The 22049-nt window shown below is 63.8% G+C and carries 17 protein-coding genes; 6 read left to right on the top strand and 11 right to left on the bottom strand.

The window, feature by feature from the left end; all coding sequences use genetic code 11:
• Position 1: 1 nt before the first annotated feature.
• Genes QQ992_RS05515 through QQ992_RS05500 form a run of 4 tightly spaced genes read right to left on the bottom strand, consistent with a single transcriptional unit; the run spans position 2 to position 5270 of the window.
• Positions 2-1450: a GspE/PulE family protein gene (locus QQ992_RS05515; RefSeq protein WP_286113900.1), complete on the bottom strand. Its 1449-nt coding sequence runs from the start codon at positions 1448-1450 to the stop codon at positions 2-4.
• A complete protein-coding gene (gene gspD, locus QQ992_RS05510) occupies positions 1450-3204 on the bottom strand; it encodes a type II secretion system secretin GspD (protein ID WP_286112523.1) in 1755 nt (584 codons plus the stop codon). The genes QQ992_RS05515 and gspD overlap by 1 nt, the downstream gene beginning before the upstream one ends.
• A gap of 3 nt (positions 3205-3207) precedes the next feature.
• A complete protein-coding gene (locus QQ992_RS05505; RefSeq protein WP_286112522.1) occupies positions 3208-3633 on the bottom strand; it encodes a pilus assembly protein PilZ in 426 nt (141 codons plus the stop codon).
• Positions 3630-5270 (bottom strand): bifunctional UDP-sugar hydrolase/5'-nucleotidase, encoded by a 1641-nt coding sequence (locus QQ992_RS05500; RefSeq protein ID WP_286112521.1) that lies wholly within the window; start codon positions 5268-5270, stop codon positions 3630-3632. Before QQ992_RS05500 ends, QQ992_RS05505 begins: the two co-directional genes overlap by 4 nt.
• Positions 5271-5494: 224 nt before the next feature.
• Here QQ992_RS05500 and QQ992_RS05495 point away from each other — a divergent pair, with 224 nt between their 5' ends.
• Positions 5495-7570 carry a PhoX family protein gene (locus tag QQ992_RS05495; RefSeq protein WP_286112519.1) on the top strand — a complete coding sequence of 692 codons (2076 nt, stop codon included), beginning with the start codon at positions 5495-5497 and terminating at the stop codon, positions 7568-7570.
• 148 nt (positions 7571-7718) lie between these two features.
• Here the strand turns inward: QQ992_RS05495 and gspK are convergent, their stop codons facing one another.
• A complete protein-coding gene (gene gspK, locus QQ992_RS05490) occupies positions 7719-8684 on the bottom strand; it encodes a type II secretion system minor pseudopilin GspK (RefSeq protein ID WP_286112518.1) in 966 nt (321 codons plus the stop codon).
• Positions 8685-8829: 145 nt separating this feature from the next.
• Between gspK and tatA the strand changes: the two genes are divergently transcribed.
• Genes tatA through tatC form a run of 3 tightly spaced genes read left to right on the top strand, consistent with a single transcriptional unit; the run spans position 8830 to position 10108 of the window.
• Positions 8830-9063 (top strand): twin-arginine translocase TatA/TatE family subunit, encoded by a 234-nt coding sequence (tatA, locus tag QQ992_RS05485; RefSeq protein WP_025753757.1) that lies wholly within the window; start codon positions 8830-8832, stop codon positions 9061-9063.
• Positions 9063-9353 (top strand): Sec-independent protein translocase protein TatB, encoded by a 291-nt coding sequence (tatB, locus tag QQ992_RS05480; RefSeq protein WP_025753758.1) that lies wholly within the window; start codon positions 9063-9065, stop codon positions 9351-9353. Before tatA ends, tatB begins: the two co-directional genes overlap by 1 nt.
• Complete coding sequence (tatC, locus tag QQ992_RS05475) at positions 9350-10108, top strand: twin-arginine translocase subunit TatC (protein ID WP_286112517.1); 759 nt, start codon at positions 9350-9352, stop codon at positions 10106-10108. The genes tatB and tatC overlap by 4 nt, the downstream gene beginning before the upstream one ends.
• Positions 10109-10213: 105 nt before the next feature.
• Here the strand turns inward: tatC and QQ992_RS05470 are convergent, their stop codons facing one another.
• Entirely contained in the window at positions 10214-10525 is a 312-nt protein-coding gene (locus QQ992_RS05470) for a YqfO family protein (protein WP_286112516.1), read from the bottom strand.
• Positions 10526-10528: 3 nt separating this feature from the next.
• On the bottom strand, positions 10529-14428 hold the full coding sequence (gene purL, locus QQ992_RS05465; protein WP_286112515.1) for a phosphoribosylformylglycinamidine synthase: 3900 nt from the start codon (positions 14426-14428) through the stop codon (positions 10529-10531).
• Between the two features lie 289 nt (positions 14429-14717).
• On the opposite strand from purL, the gene mltF reads away from it, so the two are divergent.
• Positions 14718-16175 carry a membrane-bound lytic murein transglycosylase MltF gene (gene mltF, locus QQ992_RS05460; protein WP_019098095.1) on the top strand — a complete coding sequence of 486 codons (1458 nt, stop codon included), beginning with the start codon at positions 14718-14720 and terminating at the stop codon, positions 16173-16175.
• Positions 16176-16286: 111 nt separating this feature from the next.
• On the opposite strand, the gene tadA is transcribed toward mltF, so the two are convergent.
• Both tadA and QQ992_RS05450 read right to left on the bottom strand, forming a co-directional pair.
• Positions 16287-16766 (bottom strand): tRNA adenosine(34) deaminase TadA, encoded by a 480-nt coding sequence (tadA, locus tag QQ992_RS05455; RefSeq protein WP_286112514.1) that lies wholly within the window; start codon positions 16764-16766, stop codon positions 16287-16289.
• On the bottom strand, positions 16766-18148 hold the full coding sequence (locus QQ992_RS05450; protein ID WP_286112512.1) for a multicopper oxidase family protein: 1383 nt from the start codon (positions 18146-18148) through the stop codon (positions 16766-16768). Before QQ992_RS05450 ends, tadA begins: the two co-directional genes overlap by 1 nt.
• A gap of 209 nt (positions 18149-18357) precedes the next feature.
• Here QQ992_RS05450 and QQ992_RS05445 point away from each other — a divergent pair, with 209 nt between their 5' ends.
• A complete protein-coding gene (locus QQ992_RS05445) occupies positions 18358-18813 on the top strand; it encodes a GNAT family N-acetyltransferase (protein WP_286112511.1) in 456 nt (151 codons plus the stop codon).
• A gap of 65 nt (positions 18814-18878) precedes the next feature.
• Here the strand turns inward: QQ992_RS05445 and guaA are convergent, their stop codons facing one another.
• Together guaA and guaB are read right to left on the bottom strand one after the other, a co-directional pair.
• Positions 18879-20456: a glutamine-hydrolyzing GMP synthase gene (gene guaA, locus QQ992_RS05440; RefSeq protein ID WP_105946886.1), complete on the bottom strand. Its 1578-nt coding sequence runs from the start codon at positions 20454-20456 to the stop codon at positions 18879-18881.
• 78 nt (positions 20457-20534) lie between these two features.
• The gene (guaB, locus tag QQ992_RS05435) at positions 20535-22004 is read right to left on the bottom strand and encodes an IMP dehydrogenase (RefSeq protein WP_012270723.1); all 1470 of its coding nucleotides are present in this window, start codon (positions 22002-22004) and stop codon (positions 20535-20537) included.
• Positions 22005-22049 lie beyond the last annotated feature (45 nt).

Raw genomic sequence — 22049 nt, 5'->3', positions numbered from 1 at the left:
CTTAGCCCTGCACCACACGCAGCACTTCGGCCAGGCTGGTCTCGCCACGCGCCAGGCAATCACTGGCCATCGCCACCAGGCTCTGGCGGCGCTCGGCCAGGTAATCCTGCATGGCCAGTTCACTGGCGCCGTCGTAGAGCAGACCAATCAAACCGGCATCCAGCTCGATGAATTCGTACAGGCCCAGGCGCCCGACATAGCCGCTGCCCTGGCACTGTTCGCAGCCCACTGCGTGGTAGCTGCTGCCCAGTGCTGCCAGCTCTGGCCACAGCTCACGCTCGGCAGGTTGCAGCGGGTACGACACGGCGCAACGGCACAAGCGCCGTACCAGGCGCTGGGCCAGCACACCACGCAGGCACGAGGCGATCAGGAACGGCTCGATGCCCATGTCGCGCAGACGGGTTACCGCCCCCACGGCGCTGTTGGTGTGCAGGGTGGACAGCACCAGATGGCCGGTGAGGCTGGCCTGTACCGCGATCTGCGCGGTTTCCTGGTCGCGGATTTCACCGAGCATGATCACGTCCGGGTCCTGGCGCAGGATGGCGCGCAGGCCACTGGCAAACGTCAGCCCGGCACGCGGGTTGATGGCAGTCTGGCCAATGCCGGCGATGGCATATTCGACGGGGTCCTCGACCGTGAGGATATTGCGGCTGCCGTCGTTGAGGCTATTGAGGCTGGCGTACAGGGTGGTGGTCTTGCCCGAGCCGGTCGGGCCAGTGGACAGCACGATGCCGTTGGGGCGCGCCAGGCAACTGCGCAGGCCCTGTAACACGGCGGGCGGCATGCCCAGGTTATCCAGCGCCAGCAGGCTGGCCTGCTTGTCGAGCACGCGCATGACTACCCGCTCGCCATGAATGCCGGGCAAGGTCGAAACCCGCACATCCACTTCACGGCCTGCTGCACGCAAGGTGATACGGCCGTCCTGGGGCTGGCGCTTCTCGGCGATGTCCAGGCGCGCCATGACCTTGATCCGCGACACCAGCATGGCCGACAGCGCTCGCGGTGGGCGCAACACTTCGCGCAGGTGCCCATCGACCCGCAGGCGCACCACCAGGCTCTGCTCGAAGGTTTCGATATGGATGTCCGAGGCGCGCAGGCGCAGGGCCTGGCCAAACAGGCCATTGATAAGGCGGATTACCGGGGCTTCGTCATCGCTTTCCAGCAGGTCTTCGATGCGCGGCATCTCGCTCATCAGGCTGTCCAGGTCGACCTGGTCACCAATGCCTTCGATCAGCGCTTCAGTGGCGGCATCACCCACCGCATACAACTGGCCCAGGCGCTCGTCGAACACGGCTGGTTCCAGATATTCCAGCGCACTGGGCTGGCCATGTACACGCAGCAGCTCCTGCAACTGGGCGCTGTCGGCATCGCGCCGTAGCCACAGCTGCCAGCCCTCAGCCGCCGGGGCCATGGCCACCCCGCTTTGCCGCGCCAGGCGATAAGGCAGCATCACCAGTCACCGCCTTCCAGGCGCGCGCGGCTGGCGGGGAATACCTGCAACAAAGGGGTGCCCTCGGCCAGGTCCGGCAGTTGCAGCGGCGTGGTCTGCTGCAAGGTGCGGTACTTGTCTTCGCTAAGCCCGGCCAGGCTTGGCCCGTCCCGCAAGATGCGCGGGCGGATGAACACCATCAGGTTCTGCTTGGTGTTCTTGGTGGCGTCGGAACGGAACAGCCGGCCCAGGTAGGGGATGTCACCGAGCAGCGGCACGCGCTGGTTGCTGGTGCTCAGTTCGTCGCTGATCAGGCCGCCGAGGATCACCAGGCCGTTGTCCTCGACCATGACTTTGGTCTTGATCTCACGCTTGTTGGTGATCACATCGCTGGCCGCGCTGGACTCGGCGATCGATGACACCTCTTGGACAATGTCCAGGCGCACGCTGTTGTCGACGTTGATCTGCGGCTTGATGCGCAGCTTCACCCCGACCTCTTTACGTTCGATGGTCTGGTACGGGTTGGCGTTGTTCTGTGTGACCGAACCGGTGACAAAGGGCACCTCCTGGCCGACCAGGATGGAGGCCTCGGCGTTGTCCAGGGTCAGCAAAGTAGGTGTAGACAGCAGGTTGAAACCACTCTTGCCCTTTAGCGCATTGACCAGCATGGCGAAGTTGAACCCGCCGCCGAAATGGCCAATGCCCGCTGTGGCGCCGGTGGTGGCGGAAAGCAGGTCGCCAAGCGCCTCGTTGTCGCCACTGGCAGCCGCCCCGGCGATGTTGGCGATGTTCACCCCGTTGCTGCCGAAGTTGACGATGCCGGCACCGAACTTTTCGTCGGCAAACAGCCATTGCACGCCCAGTTCCTGGGCGCTGCTATCGGACACCTCAGCGATGATCGCCTCTACCACCACCTGGGCCCGGCGAATGTCCAGCTGCTCCACAATGGCGCGGTAGGCGGCCAGCTCGCTGTCTGGGCCAACCATCACCACGGCGTTGGTGCCTTCTTCATACTCCAGGCGAATACCCGGGCTTGCGGCAGCGGCCATCACGGGCCTGTCCTTGCCCTCACCTTCGCCCGCACCTTCTGCCGGCACCGCACCTTCCTGGCTGAGCCCGCGCAGTACCTTGACCACTTCACCGGCATTGGCATGGCGCAGGTAGATCACCTGGGTGCTGCCATTGCTTGGCGCCTCTTGCGGGCGGTCGAGCTGGCGCAGCAGGCTACCGATGCGGTCGAGGTTGCTGCGCCAGTCGGTAACCACCAACTGGTGCGCTGCCGGGTACGGGGTGATCACCCCAACGCGTGGGTCGATCAGGGGTTTGAGGATACCCAGCACCTGTTCGTTGGCGGCGTTGCGCACATTGAATACGCGGGTAGCCACGCTGTCGCTGCCTTCGCCTTGCTGCCCGCCCGCCTCCACCGGCACCGGTTCCAGGCGCGCGGCCTGGTCGGGGACGATCTTCACGCTGCCGTTGGGCAGGTCGACGGTGGCATAGCCCTGGGCGCGCAACTGCGCGAGGAAGATGTCGTAGATGGCATCGGCGTCGTGCAGGTCGACGGTGCGCACAGTGACCTTGCCCTTTACCCGGGGGTCGACGATGAACGTGGTACCGGTGATACGCGACACGCTGTCGATAAACTCGCCCAGTTCGGTGTCGACGAAGTTCACCTCGTACATTGGCGTACCGTTGTCATCGAACACCGGCTCTTCGGCGCAGGCCAGGGACAGCACCAGGCTCAGCGCAGCAGCCACGCAGTATCTAACAGGCATCGTTCATCCTTGCCGCTTGAAGCCGGTCACGGCGGGGCGTGGCGGCCAGGGCAGGCGTTCGCGCCGCCCCTGGTTGTTGAAAATCAGGCCATCACTGTCGATGTCCTGCAGCACGATCCCCGGCGCCAGGCGTTGGCCACGCGCCAGCGTGCGTACTTGCTCGCCGTAGCGCAGCACCACCACGCTGGAGGCCAGTGGCTCAGCCTTCAGGCCCCCGAGGTATTGCAGTGGCAGGCGGGTAATGGCGATTGCACCGTCGTCGGTGGGCGCCTGCCAGTGACCGACCATCAGCCCAGGCAACGGACCGACAGCCACTGCAGGTGCTGTCGCCGGTTGTGGCTGGCGGCTCAGTTGCAGCACGCACTGGGCAGCCAGCCAGCCTGCCAAGGTCAGGCCTGCGCCCGAGAGCAGGCGCGAAGCGAACGTCACGAAGCCAACTGCCGTGGGTGCCAGCCCGGGTGCCCCTGCACATAGCGCACGTCTGGCCATTGCAACGGCACCAGTTGCCAGCCGGGTGCCTGACGGGCGAGCCAGGCTTCAACCCGCTGCCACAGGGGCTCACCCGCCTGGCTTTCAAACTGCAGGCCAAAGGTGCGGCACAAGCCCTGCACCGGCTCCAGCCCGGTGATGCGCTTGCCTTGCGGGCTGTAGCTGACCCCCCAGGCCTGGCTCTGCCAGCGTGGCAGGTCTTGGCTGTTGTCCAGCAGTAGCGGGTCGCCGAACAGTTGCTCTGCGGCGTTCTCCAGTACTTGCTCCACCTGCCGGGCCGGCGCTTCGACCACCGGGGCCGGGTAGCCACCGGTCAGGCTGATCAGGTGTTCGCGGGTGATGGGGGCACCTGCGGGCAGCGGGTAGTCATAGCGCAGGCCCGGCAGCAGCACGGGCATGCTGCTGTCATCGGCCAACGCTTGATGCAGCAAGCGGTCCCAGCTGCCGCCACGGGTGTCGCGGCGCCACAAAGCCTGTGGCGCACGGGCCAGCGGTTGGTCGAGCCAGGCCGCATGGCCGGCGCGTTGCTGGCGCAAGGTAGCCTGCAGTTGCCCCACCCGCAGTTGCGCGGCGGGTGACAGTTGCTGTTCGAAGGCCGGGAAGAAACGCCCATCGAATTGCCATGCGCCAGCCACTCGCTGACAACGCAGGCGGAAGGCACCGCTGCCCCGGCAACCGGCGAACAGCACCGGCACGCGCCGGCCACTGGCCTGGGTGACCTCGACCGGCGCCGGCCACAGGTCCTGGCCACGGGCGCACAACAACACGTCGATTTGCGGCACCCGCTCGGCCAGCCACAAGCCAGGGCCTGTGCCGACGTCGGCCATGGCCACCACCAGGTCGGCTTCGCGCCGGGCTTGCTCGAACACGGGTTGTAATGATTGGTACCACAGTTTCAGGGAGGCTTTCTGGTCCTGGGCATAAGGGTCGGTCACGCCGACCACGGCAATGCGGGCACCGCCGCGCTCGAAGACGTGCAAGGCCTCCAGCCCCAGTGCCTGACGTTGCGCTTCCGCCAGCCCGGCGCCCAAGGTAATGGCGCTAGCCTGGCGATACAGCCCATGGCTACGCTGCGGCCACAGCACGCGTTCATCGCTGCTGACACGCACCTCACTGCCCAGCAGCTGGCTGCCTTGAACGCCGCTCTCACCTTGAGTCAGGTAGGCCAGGCCACTGCCATTCCAGCCCTGGCCGTTTTCCAGGGTCAGGCTATTACCTGCACCGGCCTCCCCCCGCAGTTGCTCCAGCAGCGCCGCCAGCACGGCAAAACCGCCCAGCTGGGCTGCACTTGCCTGGCTGGCATCGAGCAACGGCGCCAGTTGCGGGTAGGCCAGGCTGGCGCTGCTGCCGGTCATCCAAGGCGCGCGGCCCAGGTGGCTGACCGGCCCCAGGCGAGTCGCCGGCACCACCGCCTGACCGGGTTGGCGGGCATCGAGGGTATCGGCCACGTACAGCAGGTCGAGGTGGGCGCTACCGCCCTGCTGTGCCGGGAAAGCAGAACAGGCGCCGAGCAGCGGGGCCATGGCCCCGACACCCATCCAGCTGATCACTTCGCGCCTGTGCATGCTGCTTGCCATCGAACCCGCCATCCTTATCCATGTTCATTCAGGGCTCCGGATGTTGCGGCGTTGGCATTACAGTTTGATGGCAGAATTCCGACAGTCATTCCAAATCGATCTGTCAGCGAATGTTCTAAGAGCGGGCCGTTTTAAAACCCCGTTAACATTTCTGCCAATGAATCATCATATTTGCGCACTAAAGTCGCGGTTTCCTCTAACTCAGCCAACATAAGGACACCCTGATGAGTCGAGATACCGGCGACAACCTGGACCGGAACCAAAGCGGCAACCTGCCGATGGCCAACGTCATGGACGCCTACCTCAGCCGCCGCAGTGTGATGCGCGGCAGCCTGGGCGCCGCCATCGCCATGATCGCCGGTACCGGCCTGACAGGCTGCTTCGACGGTGGTGGTTCCGATCACGATGATCCGGTCACCGAGCCACCGGTGACCGAGCCGCCTGTTACCGAACCAGAGGTACCGAAACTGGCGCTGGGCTTCCAGTCCATCCCGGGCTCGCGCACCGACGCCTGCGTGGTGGCCGCCGGCTACAGCGCCTATGTGCTGGCGCCGTGGGGTACGCCCATCAACAGCAATGGCAACCCGTGGAAGTCGGACGGCAGCAACACCTCGACCGACCAGGCCAATGCCATGGGCATGCACCATGACGGCATGCACTTCTTCCCCATCAACGGCAGCTCGGAAGACGGCTTGCTGGCGATCAACTTCGAATACATCGACACCGCCGCCCTGCACCCGGCCGGCCCCACCACCGATGTGAACGGCAAGCGCCCGGTCGAGGAAGTGCGCAAGGAAATCAACGCCCACGGGGCTGGTGTGGTGCGCCTGCAGAAAATCAGCGGCCGCTGGCAGGTGGTCGACAACGACCCGCTGAACCGCCGCTTCACCACCGCCTCGCGCATGGAAATCACCGGGCCGCTGCGTGGCACCGACCACGTCAAGACCAAGTACTCCACCGCCGGCACCCATTGCCGTGGCACCAACAACAACTGCGGCAACGGCTACACCCCGTGGGGCACCTACCTGACCTGTGAAGAGAACTGGCCGGGTATCTTCGTCAACAAGGGTACCCGCCCCGAAGACCAGCGCCGCATTGGCGTGGGCACCTCCAGCGGCCAGTACAAGTGGGAAACCGCTGCCGGTGACAGCACCGAGGTGGCCGACGAATTCGCCCGTTTCGACGTTACCGTCAAAGGCGCCAGCGCCACCGATGACTACCGCAACGAAGCCAGCACCTACGGCTACATCGTCGAAATCGACCCGTACAACAGCAGCACCCTGGCCACCAAGCGCACCGCACTGGGCCGCTTCCGCCACGAGGGCTGCGCCCCAGGCCTGCCGGTCGCCGGCAAGCCGCTGGTGTGGTACATGGGTGACGACTCGAACAACGAGTACCTGTACAAGTGGGTGTCCACCGCCGTGTGGGACGCCGCCGACGCCACCCCCGCCGACCGCCTGGCCACCGGTGCCAAGTACCTTGACCAGGGCAAGCTCTACGTGGCCCGCTTCAATGCCGACGGCACCGGCGTATGGCTGCTGCTGGATGTGAACACCGCTACCACTAACGGCAGCACCCTGGGTGCGCTGTATGGTGACTTGCCAGGCATCATCCTCAACACCCGTGGCGCCGGCGATGCCGTGGGCGCAACGCCGATGGACCGCCCGGAATGGACCACGGTCAACCCGCTGAACGGCGATGTATACCTGACCCTGACCAACAACAGCGCGCGCACCCCGGAAAAGGTCGATGCGGCCAACCCGCGCGGCCCGAACCGCCATGGCCACATCATTCGCTGGCACGACAGCGACGACCAGCTGAGCTTCACTTGGGACATCTTCGTATTCGGCGCCAACGCGGCCGGTACTGCCGATATCAACCGTTCCGGCCTGACCGAACTGAACCAGTTCGCCAGCCCCGACGGCATGAGCTTCGATAGCCGTGGCGTGCTGTGGTTCGAGACTGACAACGGTGAAAGCACCCTCACTGATTACACCAACGACCAGCTGCTGGCAGTGATTCCTTCTGACCTGGTGGATGCCAGTGGCAAGCAGGTGCCGGTGAACGCGCAGAATCAGGTGAACCTGCGCCGCTTCTTCGTTGGGCCGAATGAGTGTGAGGTGACCGGGATTACCTTTACCCCGGACAACAAGACAATGTTCGTGAACATTCAGCACCCGGGGAACTGGCCGTATACCGACAAGGCGACCGATGCTACGCCGGCGGGGGCTACGGTACGGCCGCGGGCTTCGACGGTGGTGATTCAGCGTAATGATGGCGGGGAGATCGGGACTGCCTGATAGATCTGCGCACGGGGGCCGCTTTGCGGCCCAATCGCCGGCAAGCCAGCTCCCACAGGGATACCGCAGCCTCTGAATGCTGTGGTACTCCTGTGGGAGCTGGCTTGCCGGCGATTGGGCTGCAAAGCAGCCCCGACAATTTCAATCCTTACCAGGCCATCGGCTCGCGGCTGCGCACCCGCACCTGCTGCGCCGGCACCCGGGCATGCCATTGCACCACCCCCAGTGCCTCCACCTGGAACTCGCTGCGTATCACCCGCCCTTCTTCCTCGAACGACAACTGCAACAGGAAATACCCGCTGTTCAGCAGCAACCCTTCGCTCAGCCGTTCGAACGTTTCATCATCCACCGCCCCCAGCGCCTGACGCAAAGCCCCAGCATCCACATACCCCGACGCCGGCCGCCCGCTGATGATGCGGCTGAGCAACGAGCGCGAATAGCGCCCTTCGTACAACGCCTCCAGCAGCGGCAGATGCTCAAGCCCAAGCGCATTGGCGTTCAGCCGCCAGCCGGTCACCTGCGGCAAGGCACATAGCATCGGGTAGCGGGCCTGCCGGCTGGCGTCAGGCTCCAGCAGAAGGTTCAGTTCGCTGGTGTCGAGCATCGGCTGGTTGGCCGCCAACCGAGCCGGCTGCTGACGCAGGTACTGGGCGCTTTCGGCGCCTTGCAGACGGGTATCGCTGTCGGCGTCAAGCCAGTCGGCCAGCGCATCGACCAGCCGCTCAGCCGCCATGTCGTCGCCTAGCAAATAGCGCAACTGACGCTCGGCTCGCTCGCCATCAGCACCGAGCAGCGCATTGACGTTAAAACAGGTGTGCTGATCACGCACCCGCAACTGTGCCTGGCCTGCGCCAAAGTCATAGTTCAACGGCTGCCCACGCAAGGCCTGCCAGAACAATGGGCTGAGCCGCCAGGCGGGGTCGCGCAGGGCTTGCTCGGCGTAGGCCAGGCCGGCCTGCTCCATGGCCCGCGCCTGCACCCGCTGATGCAGCAGGCGCACCTCATCCACTTGGCGCCGGCCGTCTTCCACCAGCCAGGCCATGCCCGCCGCCAGCATCGCAAGCACCACCATCACCATCAACAGGGCCGCCCCCCGCTGTTGCCTGCCACCCATCCGTGCGTGCCTCGCTCGCAGAATAAAGACGCCAGTCAACACGCGGTGTGTTGCAGGTAGATGGCAATGCCCGTCCGTCATGTGTACGTCATCTACACGAGGCAGGATTAGCCTTCCTTTTCATGACCTTACAGGAGTGGTCGCAATGGGTGGCATTGGAATCTGGCAACTGGTGATCGTACTGCTGATCGTATTCCTGCTGTTTGGCACCAAGCGCCTCAAGGGCCTGGGCAGCGATGTGGGTGAGGCGATCCAGGGTTTTCGCAAATCCATGGGCGGTGACAACGATGTCAATGCCGCTGGCCAGGCACAGGTACAGCAGCAGGCGCCGCTGAACGGCCAGGCCACTCAGCAGCCTCAAGCGGATCGTCAGGCCTGATGTTCGAGGTAGGCTTCAGCGAGTTGCTGTTGGTCGGCATCGTCGCGTTGCTGGTGCTGGGCCCGGAACGCCTGCCGGTAGCGGCGCGTACCCTGGGGCGCGGACTGGGCCAGGCGCGCCGGGCCATGCACGCCTTACGCACGCAGGTAGAACGCGAAATCGACATGCCAAACCTCGACAGCGCCCCATTACAGCGCCTGGAGCAGGAGATCCGCCAAGGCATAAGCCTGAACGCGGAGCCGGCCAATGATGCAGCCACGGTCGCCCAGCCCAAGGAAAACGCCTCATGAGTATTGCCATGGACCCGGCGGCCAGCATGCCGTTGACCGAACACCTGCGCGACCTGCGCAAACGCCTGGTGCGTTGCCTGGCGTTGGTGGCGCTGGTGTTCGCCGGCCTGTTCCCCTTTGCGCAAACGCTGTACACGCTCATTTCCGAACCGCTGCGGCGCTTTTTGCCAGAAGGCGCGAGCATGATCGCGACCAGCGTCACCTCGCCGTTTCTGACACCGTTCAAGCTGACCGCGATGTGTGCGCTGTTCGTGGCCATGCCGCTGCTGCTGCACCAGGCCTGGGGCTTTCTGGCGCCGGGGCTGTACCGCCGTGAACGGCGCATTGCCCTGCCGCTGCTGGTGTCGAGCATTGTGCTGTTCTATGCCGGCATGGCCTTCGCGTTCTTTTTGGTGTTCCCGATGATGTTTGGCTTTTTTGCCAGCGTGACGCCGGACGGCGTGGCGATGATGACCGACATCAGCCAGTACCTGGACTTTATCCTGGCGCTGTTCCTGGCGTTCGGGCTGGCGTTCGAGATCCCGGTGGCGACGTTCATCGTGGTCTGGGTGGGGTTGGCCGATGTGGCCACGTTGCGGCGCAGCAGGCCCTACGTGATTGTCGGGTGCTTTGTGGTGGGGATGATATTGACGCCGCCGGATGTGTTTTCGCAGACGATGCTGGCGGTGCCGATGTGGGTGTTGTTCGAGGTGGGGTTGCTGGCGTGTGGCTGGTTGAAGCGGCCTGGGGTTGGGCGGGAGATTGCTGTTGATTGACAGGGCCCTATCGCGAGCAAGCTCGCTCCTACAAGTACCTCACCGATTTCAAGGAAGGTGAAGAACCTGTAGGAGCGAGCTTGCTCGCGATACAGGCGACGCGGTCTACAAGTCGGCCAACGGCCAGACTTCATAGGCTGGCGTCTCGTACGGGTGGCTCTGCTTGAGCGCAGCGACGACCTGGGCAATCAGGTCGTCAGCCACCACCAACTCCACCTTCCATTCCTCTACCACCTCAACCTGGCCGGCTTGCCCGAGGAACGGCTGGCTGCCGTCCAGCGGGCGAAACTGGCCCTGGCCCAGGGTTTGCCAGGCGCAGTGGTCATAGTCACCGATGCGCCCGCCACCGGCGGCGAACACGGCGGCCTTGACCACTTCGACATGGCTGGCAGGGACGAAGAAGGCGAGCTTGTACACGCCTTAGTTCACCCACACCCGTGCGTTGCGGAACATACGCATCAGCGCGGCATCTTCCTGCCACTCGTCCGGGCGCCAGGAGTTCTGCACGGCGCGGAACATACGCTCCGGGTGCGGCATCATGATGGTCACGCGGCCGTCGCGGCTGGTGAGGCCGGTGATACCACGCGGCGAGCCGTTCGGGTTGGCCGGGTAGGCTTCGGTGACCTTGCCGTGGTTGTCGACGTAGCGCAGGGCCACGCAACCGGACACGTCGGCTTCCAGCAGTGCCGCTTCGTTGGCGAACTCGGCGTGGCCTTCGCCGTGGGCGATGGCGATCGGCATGCGCGAACCGGCCATGCCCTGCAGGAAGATCGAGTTGGACTTCTGCACCTCGACCATGGCCACACGGGCTTCGAACTGCTCCGAGCGGTTACGCACGAAGTGCGGCCAGTACTCGGTGCCCGGGATCAGCTCGTGCAGGTTGGACATCATCTGGCAACCGTTGCACACGCCCAGGGCGAAGCTGTCGGTACGCTCGAAGAAGGCCTGGAAGGCGTCACGGGCACGGGCGTTGAACAGCGCCGACTTGGCCCAGCCTTCGCCGGCACCCAGTACGTCACCGTACGAGAAGCCACCGCAGGCGACCAGGCCCTTGAAGGCTTCGAAGTCGACACGGCCAGCGAGGATGTCGCTCATGTGCACGTCGATGGCGGCGAAGCCGGCGCGGTCGAAGGCAGCAGCCATTTCGACCTGGCCGTTGACGCCCTGCTCACGCAGGATGGCCACTTGCGGGCGTACGCCCTTCTTGATGTACGGTGCGGCGATGTCGTCGTTGACGTCGAAGCCCAGCTTCACCGACAGGCCCGGGTTGTCTTCCTCGAGCAGCAGGTCGAATTCCTGGTCGGCGCAGTCGGCGTTGTCACGCAGGCGCTGGATCTGGTAGCTGGTTTCAGCCCACTGACGCTGCAGCATGCGGCGGTCGTCGTCGAACAGCACTTCGCCGTTCAGGCTGATGGACACTTCACCGTTGTTGACCGGCTTGCCGATCACCGCGACGCAACCTTCGCCCAGACCAGCAGCGCTGAACTGTGCCAGTACGTCCGGAGTGGCATCCTGGCGAACCTGGATGACTGCGCCCAGCTCTTCGTTGAAGAGGATGGCCGGCACGTCGCCCTTGCTGTCGGTCAGCGGGTCGAGGTGCAGGTCGAGGCCGCAGTGGCCGGCGAAGGCCATTTCCAGCACGGTGGTGACCAGGCCGCCGTCGGAACGGTCGTGGTAGGCCAGCAGGTGGCCGTCGGCGTTCAGGCCCTGGATCACGGCGAAGAAGGCCTTGAGGTCTTCAGCGTCGTCGACGTCCGGTGCCTGGGCAGCGATCTTGCCGTAGGTCTGGGCCAGGATCGAGGCGCCCATGCGGTTCTTGCCACGGCCCAGGTCGATCAGGATCAGGTCGGTTTCGCCCTTGTCCATGCGCAGTTCTGGGGTCAGGGTCTTGCGAATGTCGGTGACCGGGGCGAAGCCGGTGATGATCAGCGACATTGGCGAGGTGACGCTCTTCTCGACGCCCTCATCGCTCCACTTGGTCTTCATCGACATCGAGTCTTTGCCGACCGGAATGGTAATGCCCAGCTCCGGGCACAGCTCCATGCCGACAGCCTTGACGGTGTCGTACAGGCGGGCGTCTTCACCCGGGTGGCCAGCGGCGGACATCCAGTTGGCCGACAGTTTGATGTCGGACAGCTTCTCGATACGCGAAGCGGCCAGGTTGGTCAGGGTTTCGCCAATTGCCATGCGGCCGGAAGCCGGGGCATCCAGCAGTGCCAGCGGGGTACGCTCGCCCATGGCCATGGCTTCACCGGTGTAGACGTCGAAGCTGGTGGCGGTAACGGCGCAGTCGGCAACCGGTACCTGCCACGGGCCGACCATCTGGTCGCGGGCAACCAGGCCGGTGATGGTGCGGTCGCCGATGGTGATCAGGAAGCTCTTGCTGGCCACGGCCGGGTGGCTAAGAACGCGCTGGACGGCGTTGTCCAGGTCCAGCTTGCTCGGGTCGAAGTCATCGCCCAGCTCGGCTTCACGGGTAACCGAACGGTGCATGCGTGGCGGTTTGCCTAGCAGCACGTCCAGCGGCATGTCCACAGGCGTGTTGCCGAAGTGGCTGTCGCTTACAGTCAGGTGCGGCTCTTCAGTCGCTTCACCGACTACGGCAAACGGGCAACGCTCACGCTCGCAGATGGCCTGGAAGCGCTCGAAATCAACGGCGCTGACGGCCAGCACGTAACGCTCTTGCGATTCGTTGCTCCAGATTTCGTGCGGGGCCATGCCCGGCTCGTCGTTGGGCACGTTACGCAGTTCGAAGCGGCCACCACGGCCACCGTCGTTGACCAGCTCAGGGAAGGCGTTGGAGATACCGCCGGCGCCAACGTCGTGGATGAAGGCGATCGGGTTGGCGTCGCCCAGTTGCCAGCAGCGGTCGATGACCTCCTGGCAACGGCGCTCCATTTCCGGGTTTTCACGCTGTACCGAGGCGAAGTCCAGGTCTGCCGAGCTGGCACCGGTCGCCACCGACGAAGCGGCGCCGCCGCCCAGGCCGATTAGCATGGCCGGGCCACCGAGCACGATCAGCTTGGCGCCGACGGTGATCTCGCCCTTCTGCACGTGGTCTTCACGGATGTTGCCCATACCACCGGCCAGCATGATCGGCTTGTGGTAACCGCGCACTTCTTCGCCGTGCGGGGTGTTGATGGCCTGCTCGAAGGTACGGAAGTAACCGGTCAGGGCCGGGCGACCGAATTCGTTGTTGAACGCCGCGCCACCCAGAGGGCCTTCGATCATGATGTCGAGGGCGTCGACGATGCGCTCAGGCTTGCCGTAAGCCTGCTCCCATGGCTGCTCGAAGCCCGGGATGCGCAGGTTGGACACGGTGAAGCCGGTGAGGCCAGCCTTGGGCTTGGCGCCACGGCCGGTAGCACCTTCGTCGCGGATTTCGCCGCCGGAGCCGGTAGAGGCGCCAGAGAACGGGGCGATGGCGGTCGGGTGGTTGTGGGTTTCCACCTTCATCAGGATGTGCACCGGCTCCTGCACCGCGCCGTACTGGCGGGTTTCAGGGTTCGGGAAGAAGCGGCCGGCCACGTTACCGACGATGACCGAGGCGTTGTCCTTGTATGCGGACAGCACGCCTTCGTTGTGCATCTGGTAGGTGTTCTTGATCATGCCGAACAGGCTTTTTTCCTGAGCCTGGCCGTCGATGTCCCAACTGGCGTTGAAGATCTTGTGGCGGCAGTGCTCGGAGTTGGCCTGGGCGAACATCATCAGTTCGATGTCGTTCGGGTTGCGCTTGAGGCCCTGGAAGGCGTTGACCAGGTAGTCGATCTCGTCTTCGGCCAGGGCCAGGCCCAGGTCGATGTTGGCCTTGGCCAGGGCGTCACGGCCACCGGCCAGGATGTCGACCGAGGTCATCGGCTTTGGCTGGGCATGGCTGAACATGTCGGCCGCCTGCTCCAGCTGAGCCAGCACACGCTGGGTCATGCGGTCGTGCAGTTCGGCGGCGACCAAGGCAGCGTCAGCGTCGCTCAGGGTGCCGGCGACGTAGTAGGCGATGCCGCGCTCCAGGCGCTGGATCGACTGCAGGCCGCAGTTGTGGGCGATGTCGCTGGCCTTGCTGGCCCAAGGCGAAATGGTGCCCAGGCGCGGTACGACCAGGAACAGGCGGCCGGTCGGCTCCTGTACCGGCACGCTCGGGCCGTACTTGAGCAGACGGCCCAGCACCTGCTGCTGGTCGGCGGTCAGCTCGCCGTCAACATCGGCGAAGTGGGCAAATTCGGCATACAAACCAGTAACAGCGGGGACTTTCTGGCTCAGTTGCTCGAGTAATTTACCGTGGCGAAAGGCAGAAAGGGCAGGAGCGCCGCGCAGGATCAACATCGTCGGGACAGCCTCAGGAAGGGGTGTGCTTAGAGGCCGTGCATTCTAGCCTAATTCGATGGCTTTCGGCACCCGCTCTACGCCACGGCTGCCGGGCGGTGGAACCGGACTTTCGGGTCAGAAAAAAGTGGCAAGAGGCAAGCTTCAAGCCACAAGCAAGAGCGGGCAGTACTACACCCGCTTTTTCTTGTGGCTTGAAGCTTGTAGCTTGCAGCACAAAATGTGCTACCAGACAAGCTAACAGTTGTCGAGATATGGTTGGGCCGGTCCTTTGCGTATACTGCAACCTATGTTCGCCCACACTGCTTTGCGCCAGCGTTGCGCCAAATGGCTTCTCGCAACCGGACTCTTTCTGCTGCTCGGTGCCTGCGTTGAAAAACCCAGCACCCTCGAGCGCGTGAAGGAGGATGGCGTGCTGCGCGTCATCACCCGCAACAGCCCGGCCACCTACTTCCAGGACCGCAACGGCGAAACCGGCTTCGAATACGAGCTGGTCCAGCATTTCGCCGAAGATCTCGGCGTGAAGCTGCAAATCGAGACCGCCGACAACCTCGACGAGCTGTACGACGCCCTCGGCAAGCCCTCCGGCCCGGTGCTGGCCGCTGCCGGCCTGGTCAGCAGTGAGCGGCGCAAGGCCCAGGTCAGATACTCTCACCCGTACCTAGAGGTGACCCCGCAGGTCATCTATCGCAACGGCCGCCCGCGCCCCACAGACGCCAAGGGCCTGGTCGGCAAGAAGATCATGGTACTCAAGGGCAGCAGCCATGCCGACCAGCTGGCCGAGCTGAAGAAGCAGTACCCAGGCCTGCAATACGAAGAGTCAGACGCCGTCGAGGTGGTCGACCTGTTGCGCATGGTCGACGAAGGGCAGATCGACCTGACCCTGGTCGACTCCAACGAGCTGGCGATGAACCAGGTGTACTTCCCCAACGTGCGGGTTGCCTTCGACCTGGGCGATACCCGTGACCAGCGCTGGGCAGTGGCTGCGGGCGAAGACAACAGCCTGCTCAACGAGATCAACGAATTTCTCGACAAAGCGCAGAAGAACGGCACCCTGCAGCGCCTGAAAGACCGTTATTACGGCCACGTCGACGTGTTGGGCTATGTGGGCGCCTACACCTTCGCCCAGCACCTGCAGCAACGCCTGCCCAAGTACGAGAAGCACTTCAAGAGCTACGCCAAGGTCGAGCAGGTGGACTGGCGCCTGCTGGCCGCTATCGGCTATCAGGAATCGATGTGGCAGCCGGAGGTCACCTCCAAGACCGGCGTGCGCGGCTTGATGATGCTGACCCAGCGCACCGCCCAGGCCATGGGCGTATCCAACCGCCTGGACCCGAAACAGAGCATTCAGGGCGGCGCCAAATACTTCATGAAGATCAAGGAAGAGCTGGACGACAGCATTCAGGAGCCGGACCGCACCTGGTTCGCACTGGCTGCCTATAACGTCGGCAGCGGCCACCTGGAAGACGCCCGTACCCTGGCCAAGCGCGAGAAGCTCAACCCGAACAAGTGGCTGGACGTGAAGAAGATGCTGCCGCGCCTGTCGCAGAAGCAGTGGTATCGCCAGACCAAGTACGGCTACGCCCGTGGCGGCGAGCCTGTGCACTTCGTGGCCAACATCCGCCGCTACTACGACATCCTCACCTGGGTGACCCAGCCGCAGCTAGAAGGCCAGGTGGCCGAGGGCAACCTGCATGTGCCCGGGGTGAACAAGGACAAGCCGGCGGATCAGTCGCCGCCGATGTAAGCCTGTCAGGGCCTCTTCGCGGGTAAACCCGCTCCCACAGGTACAGCGCTCCCTTTGAGTTTTGCACATGACCTGTGAGAGCGGGTTTACCCGCGAAGAGGCCGGAACAGGCTATCCTTTAGCCCGGCGAGCCTTGAAGAAATCACTGAGGATCTGCCCGCACTCTTCAGCCAGCACCCCGCCCTCCACCATCACCCGATGGTTCAGGAACCCTTGCCCGAAGAACTGCCCCTGGCTCTGCACAATCCCTGCCTTGGGCTCCAGCGCCCCAAACACCACGCGCATCACCCGCGAATGCACGATCAGCCCCGCACACATGCTGCACGGCTCCAGGGTCACGTAAAGGGTGCTGCCGGGCAGCCGGTAATTACTGGCAGACTTCGCCGCTGCGCGGATGGCCACCATCTCGGCATGCGCACTGGGGTCGCTGTCGATGATCGGCCGGTTGAAGCCCTGGCCGATCACCTGGCCATGCTGCACCAGCACTGCCCCCACCGGCACTTCCCCCATGGTTGCGCCTTGCGCAGCCAATGTCAGTGCCAGGCGCATGAATTCCTGATCGCGGCTGCGGTCGATGATCTGCGGGCGCATCAAACCACCGCAATCGCGGCCATCAGGCCGGTTTCCATGTGGTCAATGACGTGGCAGTGGAACATCCAGGTGCCCGGGTTATCCGCCACCAGGGCTACCTGGGCGCGTTCGTTCTTGCCCAGCAGGTAGGTATCGGTGAACCACGGCTCCTTGATGTCGTGGCGGTTGGAGCCGATCACCTTGAAGCTCATGCCGTGCAAGTGGATCGGGTGCTGGTACTGGGTCATGTTCTTCAGCTCGAAGATGTAGCTCTTGCCCTTCTTCAACGTGGCGATGGGGCGGTCGGCGCAGGTCTTGTCGGTGATGTCCCAGGCCTGGCCGTTGATCTGCCACATGCTCGATGGTTTGTCCGGGTCAGGGGTGACGGTGACGTTGGCCGCCCACTCGAAATTGAAGTTGAGCTTTTCGGCATTCTCCAGGTCCGGCTCGGCGATCGGGTTGGGCGGCAGCGCTGGCGGCCAGTCACTTGGCGCGTCATTGCTGGCCACCGAACGCAGGGTGCCCAGGCGCACGAAACCGTCACGCAGGGAAATCTCCTCACCCGCCTCGGGAATACGGATGGCCAGGCAGATGCGCATACCCGGGCCGAGCCAGTACTCGTCTTCCAATGGGCGCGGGGTCACCGGGTTGCCGTCGAGGGCATAGATTTTTGCCTCGCAATTGCCCTTGAGGTTGAGGCGGTAGGTCCAGGTGTTGTCCAGGTTCAGCAGACGCACCCGCACCACTTGGCCGGCCGGCAGCTCGGTGACCGAGCCTGCCTGGCCATTGATGGTGATCAAGCGCCCGGCGGTGCCGTTGCGCGCGGCCTCACGCGGGATGCTGAAGGGCAGCCAGGCGCCCTGCTCGTCCACGTGCCAGTTCTTAAGGCTCAGGGTGCGCTCATGCTGGAAGCCGGTCGGCTCGCGCTCCTCGACGATCAGCGGGCCAACCAGACCGCGCCCCAGCTCTTCGGAGCTGCTGACATGCGGGTGATACCAGTAGCTGCCGGCATCCGGTACGCGGAACTTGTAGTCAAAATACTCGCCAGGCTTGACCGGCAGTTGCGAGACGTAGGGCACACCGTCCATTTCCAGCGGCAGGCGAATGCCGTGCCAGTGAATGGTGGTTTCCACCGGCAGGTGGTTGATGAAGCGTACCCGCAGCCAGGTGCCCTGGCGCACGCGAAGCTCGGTGCCTGGTGCCGAAGGGCCGAAAGCCCAGGCCTCGGTCTTGAAGCCCGGCACCAGCTCGACATCCAGCGGCGCGGCGATCAGCTCGTAATCATGCCCGGCATTGTCGTCTTCGACCTTGCCCAGCCAGTAACGCGCCGCGCCACCGGCGCCCAGGCCAACCACAACCAGGCCGGTGAGGCCTTTGAGCATTTGTCGACGGGTGAAGGACATTGGTGCGGGTACCTCGTGTTCTGCGCAATCAAGCTGCCAGCAGCGGCTGGCGATGAAGGGCGAATACGATACACCTGCAAATAGGAAAGATTAAGTGAAGTGTTGTTTCAATGGCCTAAGCCACCCTTTCCCTGGTGTTTACGCTTGTTTACAGATTCGCAAACCGCTGTACACGCACAATGGTTTTTTTATTCAGCAAGGCCGACATCATGGCAGCCATTACCTTTCGCCCTGCAGTACCCGAAGACGCCGCAACCTGTATAGCCATCCGGGCCCTGACCAGGGAGAACGCATTCACGGAAGAGGACCTGCGCGCCCTGGGCATCACCGTCGACACCTGGAGCAGCGGCATTCGCGACGGGTGCTCCCCTGGGTTCGTGGCTTGCAATGCTGATGAGATAGTCGGCTACTGCTTCGCCGACAAGGACAGCGGCGAGGTCACCGTACTTGCCCTGTTACCCGCATACGAAGGCCAGGGAACCGGTAAGCGTTTGCTTCAGATGGTTGTCGATCAGCTGCGGGAGCTGGGGTTCGAACACCCCTTCCTGGCTTGCTCCAGCGACCCGAACGTACGCTCATATGGCTTCTATCGTCATCTGGGCTGGAAACCGACAGGTGAGCAGGATGAAGCGGGAGACGAGATCCTGCAGCTCGGTTCGATGTAGCGCTAAAAAATGCAAAAGCCCGCATTCAAGCGGGCTTTTGGGTGTTTCCGGCTATTGGCGCGGGATCATTCCCACTCGATAGTCGCCGGCGGCTTGCTCGACACGTCGTAGGTAACGCGGGAGATACCGTCGATTTCGTTGATGATACGGCCGCTGACGGTTTCCAGCAGTTCGTACGGCAGGTGTGCCCAGCGCGCGGTCATGAAGTCCACGGTCTCGACGGCACGCAGGGCCACGACCCAGGCGTAGCGACGGCCGTCGCCAACGACGCCAACCGACTTGACCGGCTGGAACACCACGAACGCCTGGCTGGTCTTGTGGTACCAGTCGGCCTTGCGCAGTTCTTCGATGAAGATGTGGTCGGCGCGACGCAGGATGTCGGCGTATTCCTTCTTCACTTCACCCAGGATGCGCACGCCCAGGCCCGGGCCCGGGAACGGGTGGCGGTAGACCATGTCGTACGGCAGGCCCAGTTCCAGGCCGATCTTGCGTACTTCGTCCTTGAACAGCTCACGCAGCGGCTCGACCAGCTTGAGGTTCATCTCTTCCGGCAGGCCACCCACGTTGTGGTGCGACTTGATCACGTGGGCCTTGCCGCTCTTGGCGCCAGCCGACTCGATCACGTCCGGGTAGATGGTGCCCTGAGCGAGGAACTGAATGTTTTCCAGCTTGCTGGCTTCGGCATCGAAGATGTCGATGAAGGTACGGCCGATGATCTTGCGCTTCTTCTCCGGGTCGGCTTCGCCTTCCAGGTTGTCGAGGAACTGCTTTTCAGCATCGGCGCGGATCACTTTGACGCCCATGTTCTCTTTGAACATGGCCATTACCTGGTCGCCTTCGTGCAGGCGCAGCAGGCCGTTGTCGACGAATACGCAGGTCAGCTGGTCGCCGATGGCGCGGTGCAGCAGCGCGGCAACCACCGAGCTGTCAACGCCGCCAGACAGGCCCAGCAGGACGTTGGCCGAACCGACTTGCTCACGCACCTGGGCGATGGCGTCTTCAACAATGTTGGAAGGCGTCCACAGGGCTTCACAACCGCAGATGTCCTGCACGAAGCGGGACAGGATGCGACCGCCTTGCTTGGTGTGGGTCACTTCCGGGTGGAACTGCACGCCGTAGTAGCCACGGGAATCGTCGAACATGCCAGCGATCGGGCAGCTTGGGGTGCTGGCCAGCACGTGGAAGTTGCCCGGCATCTGGGTAACCTTGTCGCCGTGGCTCATCCACACGTCCAGGCCCAGTACGCCGTCGTCGTCAACGTGGTCTTCGATGCCGTCGAGCAGGCGGCTCTTGCCGACCACGTCTACGCGGGCATAACCGAATTCACGCAGGTCGGAACCTTCTACCTTGCCGCCCATCTGCTCGGCCATGGTCTGCATGCCGTAGCAGATGCCCAGCACCGGTACGTTCAGGTCGAACACGGCCTGCGGAGCGCGTGGGCTGTTGGCTTCGTGGACCGACTCGGGGCCGCCGGCGAGGATGATGCCGCGCGGGTTGAATTCGCGGATCGCTTCATCGTCCATGTCGAACGGGTGCAGTTCGCAGTACACGCCGATTTCGCGCACGCGGCGGGCAATCAGCTGGGTGTACTGGGAACCGAAATCGAGGATCAGGATGCGGTGAGCGTGAATGTCGAGGGCCATGACTCAATCTCGTCAGTGGAAATCGGAAACGACGCGGGGCTGTCGTGACAGCCCCGCATGCTGATATTGCTGGAAGCCTCAGCCTACGCGGTAGTTAGGGGCTTCTTTGGTGATCTGCACGTCATGCACGTGGGACTCGGCCATGCCGGCACCGGTGATGCGCACGAATTCCGGCTTGGTGCGCATCTCTTCGATGGTTGCGCTGCCGGTGTAGCCCATGGACGAACGCAGGCCGCCCATCAGCTGGTGGATGATCGCGGCCAGGGCGCCTTTGTAAGGGACACGGCCTTCGATGCCTTCCGGTACCAGCTTCTCGGCGCCGGCCGAGGAGTCCTGGAAGTAACGGTCGGACGAGCCTTGCGCCTGTGCCATGGCACCCAGCGAGCCCATGCCACGGTAGGCCTTGTAGGAACGGCCCTGGAACAGCTCGACTTCACCCGGAGCCTCTTCGGTACCGGCGAACATCGAACCCATCATCACGCAGGAAGCACCGGCAACGATGGCCTTGGACAGGTCACCGGAGAAGCGGATACCGCCGTCGGCGATCAGTGGCACGCCAGTGCCTTCCAGTGCGGCGGCAACGTTGGCGATGGCGCTGATTTGCGGCACGCCGACACCGGCAACGATACGGGTGGTGCAGATGGAGCCTGGGCCGATACCGACCTTGACGGCGTCAGCGCCTGCTTCGGCCAGGGCCTTGGCAGCAGCGCCGGTGGCGATGTTGCCGCCGATGACCTGCACTTGCGGGTAGGTTTCTTTTACCCAGCGAACGCGGTCGATCACGCCTTTGGAGTGGCCGTGGGCGGTGTCGACAACCACCACGTCAACGCCAGCGGCTACCAGGGCAGCAACGCGCTCGCCGGTGTCCTTGCCGGTGCCGACCGCAGCGCCAACGCGCAGACGACCTTGGTCGTCCTTGCTGGCCAGCGGGTAGGCCTTGGCTTTTTCGATGTCCTTGACGGTCATCATGCCCTTGAGGTTGAACTTGTCGTCAACGATCAGGACCTTTTCCAGGCGGTGCTTGTGCAGCAGCTCGCGCACTTCGTTCTTGTCAGCGCCTTCACGGACGGTGACCAGACGCTCTTTTGGCGTCATCACGTCGCGGACCTTGGCGTCCAGGCGGGTTTCGAAGCGCACGTCACGGGAAGTGACGATGCCGACCAGGTCGCCGTTCGCCAGCACCGGTACGCCGGAGATGTTGTTCAGGCGGGTCAGGTCGAACAGGTCGCGTACGGTGGCGTCGGCCTCGATGGTGATCGGGTCCTTGACCACGCCAGCCTCGAACTTCTTGACCTTGCGCACTTCGCCGGCCTGCTGTTCGATGGTCATGTTCTTGTGGATGATGCCGATACCGCCTTCCTGGGCCATGGCAATGGCCAGGCGCGCTTCGGTCACGGTATCCATGGCGGCGGAAACCAGCGGAATGTTCAGCTCGATGCCACGGGTCAAACGGGTCTTGAGACTGACTTCATTGGGCAGTACCTCGGAATAACCAGGTACAAGGAGGATATCGTCGAAGGTCAGGGCTTCTTGGCTGATACGCAGCATCGCGGGGGCTCCCGGGCGGGAAAAATGGAAGCGCGCCATTATACT

It is taken from the genome of Pseudomonas kurunegalensis, from assembly GCF_030291635.1.
GTDB lineage: Bacteria > Pseudomonadota > Gammaproteobacteria > Pseudomonadales > Pseudomonadaceae > Aquipseudomonas > Aquipseudomonas monteilii.
The sequence above is the reverse complement of the archived record's forward strand: the minus strand, read 5'-3'. Positions and strand labels throughout refer to the sequence as shown.

Coding starts and splice junctions, on each gene's coding strand:
- QQ992_RS05515 (WP_286113900.1), bottom strand. CDS start 1,450: ATGCTGCCTTATCGCCTGGCGCGGCAAAGCGGGGTGGCCATGGCCCCG.
- gspD (WP_286112523.1), bottom strand. CDS start 3,204: ATGCCTGTTAGATACTGCGTGGCTGCTGCGCTGAGCCTGGTGCTGTCC.
- QQ992_RS05500 (WP_286112521.1), bottom strand. CDS start 5,270: ATGGCAAGCAGCATGCACAGGCGCGAAGTGATCAGCTGGATGGGTGTC.
- QQ992_RS05495 (WP_286112519.1), top strand. CDS start 5,495: ATGAGTCGAGATACCGGCGACAACCTGGACCGGAACCAAAGCGGCAAC.
- gspK (WP_286112518.1), bottom strand. CDS start 8,684: ATGGGTGGCAGGCAACAGCGGGGGGCGGCCCTGTTGATGGTGATGGTG.
- tatA (WP_025753757.1), top strand. CDS start 8,830: ATGGGTGGCATTGGAATCTGGCAACTGGTGATCGTACTGCTGATCGTA.
- tatB (WP_025753758.1), top strand. CDS start 9,063: ATGTTCGAGGTAGGCTTCAGCGAGTTGCTGTTGGTCGGCATCGTCGCG.
- tatC (WP_286112517.1), top strand. CDS start 9,350: ATGAGTATTGCCATGGACCCGGCGGCCAGCATGCCGTTGACCGAACAC.
- purL (WP_286112515.1), bottom strand. CDS start 14,428: ATGTTGATCCTGCGCGGCGCTCCTGCCCTTTCTGCCTTTCGCCACGGT.
- mltF (WP_019098095.1), top strand. CDS start 14,718: ATGTTCGCCCACACTGCTTTGCGCCAGCGTTGCGCCAAATGGCTTCTC.
- tadA (WP_286112514.1), bottom strand. CDS start 16,766: ATGCGCCCGCAGATCATCGACCGCAGCCGCGATCAGGAATTCATGCGC.
- QQ992_RS05450 (WP_286112512.1), bottom strand. CDS start 18,148: ATGTCCTTCACCCGTCGACAAATGCTCAAAGGCCTCACCGGCCTGGTT.
- QQ992_RS05445 (WP_286112511.1), top strand. CDS start 18,358: ATGGCAGCCATTACCTTTCGCCCTGCAGTACCCGAAGACGCCGCAACC.
- guaA (WP_105946886.1), bottom strand. CDS start 20,456: ATGGCCCTCGACATTCACGCTCACCGCATCCTGATCCTCGATTTCGGT.
- guaB (WP_012270723.1), bottom strand. CDS start 22,004: ATGCTGCGTATCAGCCAAGAAGCCCTGACCTTCGACGATATCCTCCTT.